This window comes from Mycolicibacterium sp. XJ1819 (assembly GCF_053483675.1).
In genome coordinates this window covers 81,204-93,478 of record NZ_JBEFST010000006.1, presented here as the reverse complement: position 1 = coordinate 93,478, position 12,275 = coordinate 81,204, and the positions used below count along the sequence as shown (strand labels likewise).

Below are 12,275 nucleotides of genomic sequence, written 5' to 3'. Positions count from 1 at the left end.
GGGAAAGTGTGTGAACTTCAGCAACTACGACGTCGCATTGCTACCGGCCCAAGACGACGTGACCATATCCGGTGATCAGTCCAGACTGCAGTCGGCGATCTTGGCGTCGTTGTGTCGTGGGAACAACTTCTGCAACTTCGAAATCACACGTCAAGAAAATGCCTTCACTCCTGCGCACCCGGTGGGCAACGCCGTCAGAAACCCGGGCGACGGGGTGGTACACAGCAGTGACACCTACGTCGACACGGAGTCCCAGACCACGAGCATCTCAGTCACCGCCAAGGTAGGTGTCAACATTTCGTCGATGGTCAACACGGCGATCGCAGCCACCTACGGGCATTCGTGGACCGAAACCCACACGTTCAAGCAGAAAGTCGAATTCGATGTGCAGCCATGGCAGGAGGCGTGGGTGACGGCCGAACAGCCCGTCTACCGCGTACACGGTAACTTCACCGTCGAGTTCTGGGGCACCACCTTCCATCTGCACGACGCCGTCTTCGACACACCGAATCCGAACGAAGCGGGTGTTTACACCGTGCACCGTAAACCGATTCCCGAGCCCATCGAACCCGTCGATCCGTAGCCAGATCTAGTTGTTCGGGCGCAAGACCAAGCTGACCTCACACGCGCCCGCGCCCGGATCAGGAGTGACGACCGCGCGGTAACGGGCACCGATCACCTCGGCGTTGAGGTCGATCACCTCCTGGATGAGACCCTGCTGGATCCCGCGCACCACCTCCGGTGCGGTCGCGGCGACCTCGGCCAGCGGACACGTGCAGATCCCCACGGTCACCTCACCGAAGGAGTCCAGCACCGATCTCACCTGAAATCCCAGTTCGCTCAACGTCGCCACCACCAGGTCCGCGACCGTCTGCTCGTCTCGCCTGCGCGCCACCCGCACCCGGCGCGCCAGGTCCGCACCGATGCGCAGGGCCCGCCGTTCCCGCTCCCGCGGTGTGCCGCCGAGATGTTCGGCGAACAGCGACACGATGTCCGCATACTCCAGCCGAGGCGCCAGCTCGTAGGTGAGCCGCGGCCGCCCGGCGCGCCCCGCACGGGTCTCGCCGCCGCGCCGGATGACTCCCTGACTCTCCAACGCGGACAGGTGGAACCGAGCCGTGGTGACATGGATCTGCAGAGCGGAGGCGACGTGGTGGGCGTCGACGGGCCCGCGCGCGTTCTGCAGCAGGCCCAGCACGTTTCGCCGCTGCCGGCCCGCGGCCCGCTCCGGCCGCGCGTCAACGGCGTGGCGATGCACAACCATCAGGCGAGTCTGTCATGCCGACGGGACGACGCCGACCACCGCCACGGCGGTCAACGAATGTCGGTACTTCTGGAAGGTCCGACGCATGCCGATGACCCGTCGCCGGGCGGCCGGCCGGCTGATGAGATTGCCGACGATCCTCAACGCTCCGCCCAGGCCCTCGTCGGCGAGCACCCGCGTCGGGTTGAGCAGGGCCATCGGCGCATGGTCGAGGGTGTCCACCTCGAAGCCCGCATCGACGAGCAGTTGCGTCCACTCGGCGGCGGTCAGCGGCCGAGCGTTGACCTTGATCGCCCGCGACATGCCGCGGCGGATCTCGTCCTTGGTCTCCTGCCCAATGGAGTCCGGGGTGAGGCCCAGTTCGTGGATGGCGTACCGGCCGCCGGGCCGCAGCACCCGGAACGCCTCGGCGATGATCGCGCGTTTGGCCTTGTCCCCCTGCATGGTCAGCATCGCCTCACCGATCACCACATCGGCGCTGGCGCTCGGCAACCCGGTCTGCGCCGCGTCGGCGACCACCACCGTGCCCTCGACCGGTGCGACCACCGCACGTACCGCGTCGGTGGCCGCCGCGGTGTCGTCCACGCCGACGTAGGAGCGCGGGTTCAGCGCGACGATGTCGCGGGCTGTGCGTCCTAGCCCCGGGCCGAGTTCGACGACGTCGGCTCCGCGAACGCCTGCCGCGCCGAGCATCCGGGTGGTCAGCTTTAGACCACCGGGACGCAGCACGCGCTTGCCCAGCCGGGCCAGCAGCCAGTGTCCCGGCAGATCGGCATCCGACCGCTCGGCCAGTGGAAGGGCTTGTCTGTCAGTCATTTTCGGACCGTCCTTTCGGCGACAGCGAGTGCGAAGATCGCGGTGAACAGGGCGCAGACGTAGAGCAGCGCGAGGTCTTGTCCCCAGGGCGGGGTGAGGACGCTGTCCTGGCCCGTCGCGAACACCGCGTTGAGCAGGGGCATGAAGCGTTGCAGCGACGCCCCACTGGGCAGATATCCGGCCGCGGACTCGAACGCGTAGGCCCACAGCAGGATCGCGCCCGCGGCACCGAGCGGTGAGCGGATCAGCGCCCCGATACCGACACCGGCGCCCGCGGCGAAGAACGCGAGCACGGGCACCGTCCACAGCAGGCGCCGGCCCACCTCGTCGGCGACCGACACCGTCCCGTACACCGACGGCGAGACCACCGGCAGCGCCACCAGCACGACGACCAGGGTGACCGCGGCGACCGCAGCGGCCACCGCGCCGTAGAACAGCCAGCGGCCGGCCAGCACCGGAAGGGGCCGCCCGATCGCCAGCCGTACGTACTCTCCTGCCCGGTAACGACTTTCACAGGCCTGTCCGTCGGCCGCCGCGACGGCGGCAAGCACGACGGTGATCGTGATCACCCAGTAGGCGGCGTTGGAGGTCGCGACCGAAAGCACCGACAGCTGTCCGGGTATGCGCGCGAACGACTCTGCCACCGCGGCGATCCCGAACGTGATGGCCACCGGCACCGCGGCGGCCGCGGGCATCATCACCGTCCACAGCCTGCTGCGACCGCCGGTGCGGATGAGCTCCGCCCGCAGGCTGCGCAGGACCAAGGTGCTGTTCATACGCACTCCAGCAGCGTGGATTCCAGCCATTCGCGACGATCGGCGCCCGCGGGCGTCAACAGGCTCAACTCCCCGGCCGCCCGCAACTGTCCGTCGACGAGCAGCGCGACCCGGTCGGCGGTCAATGCCACCTCGCCGAGCAGGTGGGTCGCGACCAGCACGGTGCATCCCGTGTCCGCAAGGCGGCGCAGCATCTCCCGAAACCACACGATGCCGGGAACGTCGAGCCCGTTGAGGGGTTCGTCGAACAGCAGCGCGCGCGGAGCCCCGAGCAGTGCCCCGCAGATCGCCAGCCGCTGGCGCGCCCCCAGCGACAGGCGGCCGATCCGCGCGCAGGCGTGCGTGGTCAGGCCCGCCTCGGCGAGCACCGCGTCCACGCGTGACGCGTCGATACCCGCCAGCGCCGCCAACCAGTTCAGGTGTCGGCGCACGGTGTGACGCGGATCCATCGCATCGGGTCCGAGGTGGACGCCGAGCACCCGCGGATCGCGGCTCGATTGCCCGCACACCGTAACGGTGCCCGCATCGGGGCGGTCCAGGCCGGCGATCAGGCGAAGCAGCGTGGTCTTCCCGGCGCCGTTGAGGCCGAGCAGCGCGGTCACGCTGCCGGCCGGGAAGTCGGCCGTCACACCGTCGACGGCGCGGTGGCCGTCGAACGTCTTGGTCAGGCCGACGATGTCAATCATCTGCGGTCACTGGAAGTTGCATGGAATCGGCAGACCCAGCGTCTTGATCCCGTTGCACAAGGACTTGCTCGCCAGCTTCCATCGGCCGTCGATGCGTCGCCACTCGGCGGGCACCTGGACGGTCGGCGCGCCCTGCCTGGTGGCGTTGATGACCGCAGTGTGCCGATCGGCCTCGTGAGTCTCGGGGCCGGTGACCACGCTCGACCCGCGCGGCGGGCGGAAGAAGCCGATGCGGTAGACCATCTTCGGCACCACCACCGCACGATCGCCGCCCTCCAACTGGGCGGCCTTGACCCAATCCGGCGCGGGGGTGCCGACGAGCAGCCGAATCTGTCCGTCGAGTTCGGCGAGGCTCGGCACCTCGGAGGTGATCGCGAAGTCCTCGTCGAACCCGGGGTTGGCATGCGCCGTCGGAATGACCCCGGCCAGCACCGTCACCGCCGCTATCGCCGCTCCCACGGCCACGCGCAAAGTGTCAACCATCCAGCCCGCTCCCGTTTAAAGGAAACATTTGCGGCTAAATGTAAACGCGGCGCGGTGATGAGGCAAGCCTTACCTATGGGTGGCGTTGCCCACATCGTCACGCGTGCCCCCTAATCCCTCACCAACGGGTGCGCCGGCAGCCCCTACCGGCGGGCGACCGGTTTGGTTCGCGGCCCCGTTTCGGCGTGGCCGGCGTGCGCGCAGGCTTGGCGCATGAACACGACAGGGTTTCTCGCGACCGCCGCGCTGGCCGCGGTCGTAGCCGTCGGCGTCGCCGCCCAGGCCGCCGCCGCGCCGGTGAGCGACGACTTCTGGGAGTGCGCGGCAGAGCATTCCGACGACATCGGAGTGTGCTGTGTCTTCTACGGCGGCGACTACGACGAACGCACCGGCGAATGCTGGATAAACCACCAGGCCAAGTCAGAGGAGGCCGCGCATGTTCCCACCGGCCCCGGCGTTGCGCCGAAGCACTCAGCCCTGGCGCGGGTGGACCATCTACCCGCGTTTGCGCTGAGGTAGGCGCCCGACGCCGAGTGTCGGCTCGATGCACGGTCGACACTCGGCGTTGACCCTTACAACATGCAGGAGACGCAGCCCTCGACTTCGGTGCCCTCCAGCGCCATCTGGCGCAGTCTGATGTAGTACAGCGTCTTGATTCCCTTGCGCCAGGCGTAGATCTGCGCCTTGTTGATGTCGCGGGTGGTGGCGGTGTCCTTGAAGAACAACGTCAGGCTGAGCCCCTGGTCGACATGCTGGGTGGCCGCGGCGTACGTGTCGATGATCTTCTCGTAGCCGATCTCGTACGCATCCTGGAAATACTCCAGGTTGTCGTTGGTCATGTACGGCGCCGGGTAGTACACCCGCCCGATCTTGCCTTCCTTGCGGATCTCGACCTTGCTGGCGATCGGGTGGATCGACGACGTCGAGTGGTTGATGTAGGAGATCGACCCGGTCGGCGGAACGGCTTGCAGGTTCTGGTTGTAGATGCCGTGCTTCTGCACCGACTCCTTGAGCCTGTTCCAGTCCTCCTGGGTGGGGATGCGGATGCCCGCGTCGGCGAACAGCGCGCGCACCTTGTCGGTCTTGGGCTCCCACACCTGCTCGGTGTACTTGTCGAAGAACTCCCCCGACGCGTACTTCGAGTTCTCGAACCCCTTGAACGCCGCGCCGCGTTCGATCGCGATCCGGTTGGACGCCCGCAACGCGTGATACAGCACGCAGTAGAAGTAGATGTTGGTGAAATCCACACCCTCTTCGGAGCCGTAGAAGATCCGCTCGCGGGCCAGGTACCCGTGCAAATTCATCTGCCCCAGCCCGATCGCGTGGGAGTCGTTGTTGCCCTGCTCGATCGAGGGCACCGAGTAGATGTGGGTCTGGTCGCTCACCGCGGTCAGCGCGCGGATCGCCACCTCGACGGTCTGGGAGAAGTCCGGCGAGTCCATCGCCTTGGCGATGTTCAGCGAGCCGAGATTGCACGAGATGTCCTTGCCCACCTTGGCGTAGGACAGATCCTCGTTGAACACCGACGGGGTCGAGACCTGCAGGATCTCCGAGCACAGGTTCGAGTGGGTGATCTTGCCCTCGATCGGGTTGGACCGGTTCACCGTGTCCTCGAACATGATGTAGGGGTAGCCCGATTCGAACTGCAGTTCCGCAAGCGTCTGGAAAAACTCGCGAGCCTTGATCTTCGTCTTACGGATCCGCGCGTCGTCGACCATCTCGTAGTACTTCTCGGTCACCGAGATGTCGGCGAACGGCAGTCCGTAGACGCGCTCGACGTCGTACGGCGAGAACAGGTACATGTCCTCGTTGTTCTTGGCCAACTCGAAGGTGATGTCCGGAATCACCACACCCAGGCTCAGGGTCTTGATGCGGATCTTCTCGTCGGCGTTCTCCCGCTTGGTGTCCAGGAACCGGTAGATGTCGGGGTGATGCGCGTGCAGGTACACCGCGCCCGCGCCCTGCCGGGCGCCCAACTGGTTGGCATACGAGAACGAGTCCTCGAGCAGCTTCATGATCGGAATGACGCCCGAACTCTGGTTCTCGATGTTCTTGATCGGTGCGCCGTGCTCGCGAATGTTGGTGAGCAGCAACGCGACTCCACCGCCGCGCTTGGACAACTGCAGCGCCGAGTTGATCGATCGGCCGATCGACTCCATGTTGTCTTCGATTCTGAGCAAAAAGCAGCTCACCGGCTCACCGCGCTGCTTCTTGCCCGAGTTCAAGAACGTCGGGGTAGCCGGCTGGAATCGGCCGTCCATGATCTCGTCGACGAGCCTCTCGGCCAGCAGCGTGTCGCCCGCGGCCAGGGTCAGCGACACCATCACGACCCGGTCCTCGAAGCGCTCCAGATACCGCTTGCCGTCGAACGTCTTGAGCGTGTAGGAGGTGTAGTACTTGAACGCGCCGACGAACGTCGGGAAGCGGAACTTCTTGGCGTACGCCCGGTCCAGCAGCGTCTTGACGAAGTTGCGCGAGTACTGGTCGAGAACCTCGCGCTCGTAATAGTTTTCCTTGATCAGATAGTCGAGCTTCTCGTCCACGTCGTGGAAGAACACGGTGTTCTGGTTGACGTGCTGCCGGAAGAACTGGTGAGCGGCTTCGCGGTCCTTGTCGAACTGAATCTTGCCGTCGGCATCGTAGAGATTCAGCATCGCGTTGAGCGCGTGGTAATCGGCCTCACCCGGCATCGTGTGCGCCGGTGCGGCGGTTACAGGCTCTGCAGCTGTGACGGTTGGTGGCACGTCTGGTCCTTCCAAAAATCAGCAAGACCCGCGCGGACGGTTTCGACGTCGTCCTGGGTACCCATGAGTTCGAATCGATAGAGGTACGGCACATCGCATTTGCGGGAGACCACGTCGCCCGCGTACGCGAATTCGGCGCCGAAGTTGTTGTTGCCCGCGGCGATGACGCCGCGGAGCAACGACCGGTTGTGCTCGTTGTTGAGGAACGCAATGACCTGTTTGGGAACGTAGCCCCCGTCGTTGATGTCCGGGGTGGCGCGGCCCCCTCCGTAGGTGGGCAGCACCAGCACATAGGGCGCGTCGACCTCGATGCGCCCGTGCAGCGGAATCCTGGTGGCGGGCAGCCCGAGCTTCTCGACGAAGCGGTGGGTGTTCTCCGAGACGCTGGAGAAGTACACGAGAGTGCCCGCGGTTTCGGTGGTCATCTCGATGTCTCCTCCTTTCGCGTCGTTCGGGATACCCCCTAGGCGGTGGCCGCAGCCGCTCCGGCGAGCGCCTTGATCCGGTCGGGGCGGAAGCCGGACCAGTGCTCGTTGCCGGCCACCACGACGGGCGCCTGCAGATAGCCCAGGGCCATGACGTAGTCGCGGGCCTCGCTGTCCAGGCTGATGTCGACCTTGTCGTAGGTGACGCCCTGCTTGTCCAGCGCCTTGTAGGTCGCGTTGCACTGCACACACGCGGGCTTGGTGTACACGGTGACAGTCATCTGTACGGCTCCTCTGCGGTCAAACTGGCAACTGGTGCTGTGTTGTGGTTCAGCGCGCCGGGGCTCCCGAAAATTCTCGGAATTCCCGGTGTCCCGGTCCGTGAGACCGGTGGGTCAGGGAACCCGACACCGCCGGAACTCTCGGCCTCCGGCCGGCTCCTGTCGGATCTGTGACCGTCGGAGCCTGTCGGTGTTTGAAACACTACACCTAGTGTCCGACATTGCGAAGGGATACAAGATGTTCTAAATGACATTTCTGAAATTCCCAGGTCGTAAGCACTTCGCGCAGCTCAGTCTCGGCGTGTCGAAGATCACAGTCCTGGGGGCGGCGCGTCACCGGATCAGATCTACCAGCAGGCACCGACAAAACGGGCGGCCGTGGCACACCGAACCGCCGAACGTAGCGGTTCGGGCGCGTTTCAGCAAACCCGCTACGAGACTTCTGCGGCCAGTTTGCCGACCACGTCACGCAGACCCGCGACGACCTCGGCGTTCTCTCGCGGATGCCTGCCGTCGAACGCGGCCGTCGGCACCGACAGTTTCAGATCGTCGATGACCCGGGGTCCCGCGATGGCGAACGACTTACGGGTCTCGTCGTGGGCCCAGACGCCCCCGTAGCGGCCCAGTGCCGCACCGATCACCGCCAGCGGCTTGCCCTGCATCGCACCGTCGCCGTACGGACGGGACAACCAGTCGATCGCGTTCTTGAGCACACCCGGGATGGTGCCGTTGTACTCCGGGGTGACGATCAAGGCGGCCTCGGCGCCCGCCGCGGCCCGCCGCAGCGCCACCACCGGTTCGGGGAGCGGGTCGTGGTCGAGGTCCTCGTTGTAGAACGGCAACTCCCCCAGCCGGTCGAACAGCTGCAGGCGAGTCCCGCCCGGCGTCGTTTCGATCGCGAGTTCGGCGAGTTGGCGGTTGATCGACTCCGCGCGCAGGCTGCCCACGAGCACCAGCACGTTCACATCCGACATGGTCGGTTCCTTCCGGTCTGCTCCGGTCTTCGAGACTGTCGCAGGAACAAACCGGACTAGGGTCCGAATAATTCCGTCTGAATTAAAGTCGTGACATGGCCGCCCCTCGTCGCGACAACGAGCTGCCGGTCACCGGCCAACCTGCCCAGGAGCGCGGTGACGCCGCACGCAACCGTGCGCTGCTTCTCGACGCCGCCCGCCAACTGATCGCCGAACGCGGCGCCGACGCGGTCACCACCGACGACATCGCCGCGGCCGCGGGCGTCGGCAAGGGCACGCTGTTCCGTCGCTTCGGCTCCCGTGCGGCGATGATGATCGTGCTGCTCGACGAGGACGAGAAGGCCTCGCAGGACGCCTTTCTGTTCGGCCCGCCACCGCTGGGTCCCGGCGCGGCGCCGCTGGACCGGCTGCTGGCCTACGGACGTCACCGGCTCGAGTTCGTCCACACCCACCACGACCTGCTGTCGGCCGCCCAGCGCGATCCGCAGACCCGGTTCAGTCCCCCGGCCACCCTGCACCACCGACATGTCGGCGTGCTGCTGGAGCAGGCGGGCACCACCGGTGACCTCGACGCGCAGGCCAGCGCGCTGCTCGCGCTTCTGGACACCGACTACGTGCATCACCAGCTGACCGACCGGAACCAGACGCTCGACGGCCTCGGCGACGCCTGGGAGTCCGTCGCGCGCAAGCTCTGCGGCACATGACCACACGCTGGGTGCTGCACGTCGATCTGGACCAGTTTCAGGCCGCCGTCGAAGTGCGTCGCCGCCCCGAACTCGACGGGCTGCCGATCATCGTCGGCGGCAACGGCGATCCGCACGAGCCGCGCAAGGTCGTCACCTGCGCGTCGTATTCCGCACGCGAGTTCGGGGTGCACGCGGGCATGCCGCTGCGCACCGCGGTGCGCAAGTGCCCCGAGGCGACGTTCTTACCGTTGGACACCGACGCCTACGACGCGGCCTCCGAACAGGTCATGGGACTGCTGCGCGACTTCGGCCATCCGGTGGAGGTGTGGGGGTGGGACGAAGCCTATGTCGGGGCCGATCTCGACAACGCCGACGACCCGGTCGGGCTGGCCGAGCAGGTCCGCGAGGTCGTCGGCGCGAGCACCGGGTTGTCGTGTTCGGTCGGCATCAGCGACAACAAGCAACGGGCCAAGGTCGCCACCGGGTTCGCCAAGCCGGCGGGCACCTACCGGCTCACCGACGACAACTGGATGACGGTGATGGGCGACCGTACCGTCGACGCCCTCTGGGGCGTCGGCCCGAAGACCGCCAAAAAGCTTGCCGCCATGGGTATCCACACGGTCGCGGATCTGGCCGGCACCGACGCCACCGTGCTCACATCGACGTTCGGCCCGACCACCGGGCTGTGGTTCCTGCTGCTGGCCAAGGGCGGCGGTGACGGTGACGTGAGCGCGCAACCGTGGGTGCCCCGCTCGCGCAGCCATGTCGTCACGTTCCCGCAGGACCTGACCGAACGCGCCGAGATCGACGCCGCGGTGGTCGAGCTCGCGACCCGCACGCTCGCCGAGATCGTCGAGGAGGGCCGGGTGGCGACCCGGGTGGCGGTGACCGTGCGCACCAACACGTTCTTCACCCGCACCAAGATCCGCAAGCTGGCGGCGGCGGGTACGGACGCCGAGGTCATCACCGCGACCGCGCTGCGCCTGCTCGACCAGTTCGATCTCGACCGCCCCGTGCGCCTGCTCGGGGTGCGCCTGGAACTCGCGCCGCCAGAAGGTGGGTACTGACCCGTGCTGCACACCGTCGCATTCCGCGGCTACCGCTCCCTGCGCGACATCGTGTTGCCCCTTGCCCGGCTCACGGTCGTGACCGGCGCCAACGGCACCGGCAAGTCCTCGCTGTATCGCGCGTTGCGACTGCTGGCCGACTGCGGCCGCGGTGAGGTGATCGGTTCCCTGGCCCGCGAGGGCGGTCTGGAGTCGGTGCTGTGGGCCGGCCCGCAGCACCTGGGCGCGGCCCGCCGTGCCGACCACACCGAGGGCACCGCGCGAACCGGGCCGGTTTCGTTGGAAATGGGTTTCACCTCAGCGGATTTCGGCTATCTGGTCGACCTCGGACTGCCCCAGATGGCCGGGCACCAGTCGCTTTTCGCGCATGACCCGGAGATCAAGCGCGAGGCGGTGTTCGTCGGCCCCGTCATGCGGAACGCCTCGACGTTGGTGCGTCGCACCCGCGACTACGCCGAGGCCGGCGCGGAGTCGGGACGAGGTATGGAGATGCTGTCGAAGTCGCTACCGCCCTACCGCAGCGTACTCGCCGAATTCGCCCACCCCGGCGCGCACCCGGAACTCGCCGCGGTCCGAGACCGGTTGCGAGACTGGCGTTTCTACGACGGGTTCCGGGTCGATGCGGCCGCACCGTCGCGGCAGCGCAACGTCGGCACCCGCACCCCGGTGCTCTCCGACGACGGCGCCGATCTCGCGGCCGCGATCCAGACCATCATCGAGGCCGGATTCGACGACCTGCAGCGCGCGGTCGCCGACGCCTTCGACGGCGCCACGGTGTCGGTGGCCGCCAGCGACGGGCTCTTCGACCTGCAGCTCAGGCAGCGCGGCATGTTACGGCCGCTGCGCGCCGCCGAACTGTCGGACGGCACACTGCGTTTCCTGCTCTGGGCGGCGGCGTTGCGCAGCCCGCAGCCCCCGGCGCTGATGGTGCTCAACGAACCGGAGACGTCGCTGCACCCGGATCTGTTGCGGCCCCTGGCGTCGCTGATCGGCGCCGCCGCGGCCGTGACGCAGGTCGTCGTCGTCACCCACTCCCGCGCCCTTCTGGAGTTTCTCGACACGGTCCCGGTCGGCGCTGCCGACGCGGACAGCGCAGCCGTGGAGATCGGGCTGTACAAGGATTTCGGCGAGACGCGCATCGACGGCCTGGGACTGCTCGACACCCCACCGTGGGACTGGGGCGGGCGCTAACGGCGCCGCGCGTCGGGGCGCAGCGCGCGGGTGAACAGCACGTTCGCCTGGCGCATCGCGACGCTGTAGGGCCACCACGCGACCCGCTTGAACAGGTACAGCGCCCGAATGTCGGGTGATGTGTAGATCAAGAACCGGTTCCTGCGCACACCTTTGAGGATCTTGTCCGCGACGTGCTCCGGTGAGACCGCGTGACCGCTGAACCGATCCGTCCACTTCTTCACGCGCGGGTCTTCACGGTCCACCCCGGCGATCTGAACCGTCTGCACCAGTGGGGTTTTCACCGCGCCGGGCACCACCACCGACACCCCGATGCGATGTCGCGCCAAATCGAAACGCAACACCTCCGACAGCCCGCGCAGCCCGTACTTGCTCGCGCTGTACGCCGCGTGCCACGGCAGTGCCACCAGTCCGGCCGCCGACGACACGTTGACCAGGTGCCCGCCCTTCTCGGCGGCCACCATCGGGGGGACAAACGTTTCGATGACGTGGATCGGGCCCATCAGGTTGATGTCGATCATCGACTTCCAGTGCTGGTGAGTCAGCGTGGACACGGTGCCCCACGCCGACACGCCCGCGATGTTCATCACGACGTCCATCGCGGGATGCCGTCGATGGATGTCCTCGCCGAAAGCCACCACCGCGTCGTGGTCGGAGATGTCCAGGGCGCGGTACTCGGGCACGTCGGCGCCCAACGCGCGGGCGTCGGCGACGGTCTTCTCCAGACCTTCGGCGTCCCGGTCGGTGAGGTAGAGCAGTGCACCCTCGGCGGCCAACTTCAGCGCGGTGGCGCGGCCGATGCCGCTGGCGGCTCCGGTGAGAAGACATCGCTTGTTCGCAAAGCCGCTGTGTGCCATGGCGGTGAGAATACCGATGGGCCCG

General features: G+C 67.0%; 15 protein-coding genes. 5 read left to right on the top strand and 10 right to left on the bottom strand.

From position 1 onward, the window contains the following. Positions 1-10 precede the first annotated feature (10 nt). Entirely contained in the window at positions 11-583 is a 573-nt protein-coding gene (locus ABQE89_RS08125; protein WP_448415792.1) for a hypothetical protein, read from the top strand. A gap of 6 nt (positions 584-589) precedes the next feature. On the opposite strand, the gene ABQE89_RS08120 is transcribed toward ABQE89_RS08125, so the two are convergent. The 5 genes from ABQE89_RS08120 to ABQE89_RS08100 are packed head-to-tail and all read right to left on the bottom strand — an operon-like array spanning position 590 to position 4,025. Further along, on the bottom strand, positions 590-1,264 hold the full coding sequence (locus ABQE89_RS08120) for a helix-turn-helix domain-containing protein (RefSeq protein WP_448415791.1): 675 nt from the start codon (positions 1,262-1,264) through the stop codon (positions 590-592). A 12-nt stretch (positions 1,265-1,276) separates the two neighbouring features. Next, positions 1,277-2,080: a class I SAM-dependent methyltransferase gene (locus ABQE89_RS08115; protein WP_448415790.1), complete on the bottom strand. Its 804-nt coding sequence runs from the start codon at positions 2,078-2,080 to the stop codon at positions 1,277-1,279. Then, positions 2,077-2,856 (bottom strand): ABC transporter permease, encoded by a 780-nt coding sequence (locus ABQE89_RS08110; protein WP_448415789.1) that lies wholly within the window; start codon positions 2,854-2,856, stop codon positions 2,077-2,079. The genes ABQE89_RS08115 and ABQE89_RS08110 overlap by 4 nt, the downstream gene beginning before the upstream one ends. Continuing rightward, the gene (locus ABQE89_RS08105) at positions 2,853-3,542 is read right to left on the bottom strand and encodes an ABC transporter ATP-binding protein (protein WP_448415788.1); all 690 of its coding nucleotides are present in this window, start codon (positions 3,540-3,542) and stop codon (positions 2,853-2,855) included. Before ABQE89_RS08105 ends, ABQE89_RS08110 begins: the two co-directional genes overlap by 4 nt. A 6-nt stretch (positions 3,543-3,548) precedes the next feature. Continuing rightward, positions 3,549-4,025 carry an MTB12 C-terminal domain-containing protein gene (locus ABQE89_RS08100; RefSeq protein ID WP_448415787.1) on the bottom strand — a complete coding sequence of 159 codons (477 nt, stop codon included), beginning with the start codon at positions 4,023-4,025 and terminating at the stop codon, positions 3,549-3,551. A gap of 213 nt (positions 4,026-4,238) precedes the next feature. On the opposite strand from ABQE89_RS08100, the gene ABQE89_RS08095 reads away from it, so the two are divergent. Next, positions 4,239-4,544 carry a hypothetical protein gene (locus ABQE89_RS08095; RefSeq protein ID WP_448415786.1) on the top strand — a complete coding sequence of 102 codons (306 nt, stop codon included), beginning with the start codon at positions 4,239-4,241 and terminating at the stop codon, positions 4,542-4,544. A gap of 53 nt (positions 4,545-4,597) precedes the next feature. Here ABQE89_RS08095 and nrdE read toward each other — a convergent pair whose 3' ends face one another. From nrdE to ABQE89_RS08075, 4 genes are all read right to left on the bottom strand, one after another. Then, a complete protein-coding gene (gene nrdE / locus ABQE89_RS08090; protein ID WP_448415935.1) occupies positions 4,598-6,715 on the bottom strand; it encodes a class 1b ribonucleoside-diphosphate reductase subunit alpha in 2,118 nt (705 codons plus the stop codon). 20 nt (positions 6,716-6,735) lie between these two features. After that, positions 6,736-7,194: a class Ib ribonucleoside-diphosphate reductase assembly flavoprotein NrdI gene (gene nrdI / locus ABQE89_RS08085; RefSeq protein WP_448415785.1), complete on the bottom strand. Its 459-nt coding sequence runs from the start codon at positions 7,192-7,194 to the stop codon at positions 6,736-6,738. 38 nt (positions 7,195-7,232) lie between these two features. After that, positions 7,233-7,475 (bottom strand): glutaredoxin-like protein NrdH, encoded by a 243-nt coding sequence (gene nrdH, locus ABQE89_RS08080; RefSeq protein ID WP_448415784.1) that lies wholly within the window; start codon positions 7,473-7,475, stop codon positions 7,233-7,235. A gap of 431 nt (positions 7,476-7,906) precedes the next feature. Further along, positions 7,907-8,449, bottom strand: a complete 543-nt coding sequence (locus tag ABQE89_RS08075) for an NAD(P)H-dependent oxidoreductase (protein ID WP_448415783.1) — start codon at positions 8,447-8,449, stop codon at positions 7,907-7,909. 95 nt (positions 8,450-8,544) lie between these two features. Between ABQE89_RS08075 and ABQE89_RS08070 the strand changes: the two genes are divergently transcribed. From ABQE89_RS08070 to ABQE89_RS08060, 3 genes are read left to right on the top strand one after another with little or no spacing between them, the layout of a single operon-like run. Continuing rightward, positions 8,545-9,153, top strand: a complete 609-nt coding sequence (locus ABQE89_RS08070; protein ID WP_448415782.1) for a TetR/AcrR family transcriptional regulator — start codon at positions 8,545-8,547, stop codon at positions 9,151-9,153. Continuing rightward, positions 9,150-10,202: a DNA polymerase IV gene (locus tag ABQE89_RS08065; RefSeq protein WP_448415781.1), complete on the top strand. Its 1,053-nt coding sequence runs from the start codon at positions 9,150-9,152 to the stop codon at positions 10,200-10,202. The genes ABQE89_RS08070 and ABQE89_RS08065 overlap by 4 nt, the downstream gene beginning before the upstream one ends. Positions 10,203-10,205: 3 nt before the next feature. Beyond that, on the top strand, positions 10,206-11,393 hold the full coding sequence (locus ABQE89_RS08060) for an AAA family ATPase (protein ID WP_448415780.1): 1,188 nt from the start codon (positions 10,206-10,208) through the stop codon (positions 11,391-11,393). On the opposite strand, the gene ABQE89_RS08055 is transcribed toward ABQE89_RS08060, so the two are convergent. Continuing rightward, complete coding sequence (locus ABQE89_RS08055; protein ID WP_448415779.1) at positions 11,390-12,250, bottom strand: SDR family oxidoreductase; 861 nt, start codon at positions 12,248-12,250, stop codon at positions 11,390-11,392. The genes ABQE89_RS08060 and ABQE89_RS08055 overlap by 4 nt on opposite strands. Between the last annotated feature and the right edge of the window lie 25 nt (positions 12,251-12,275).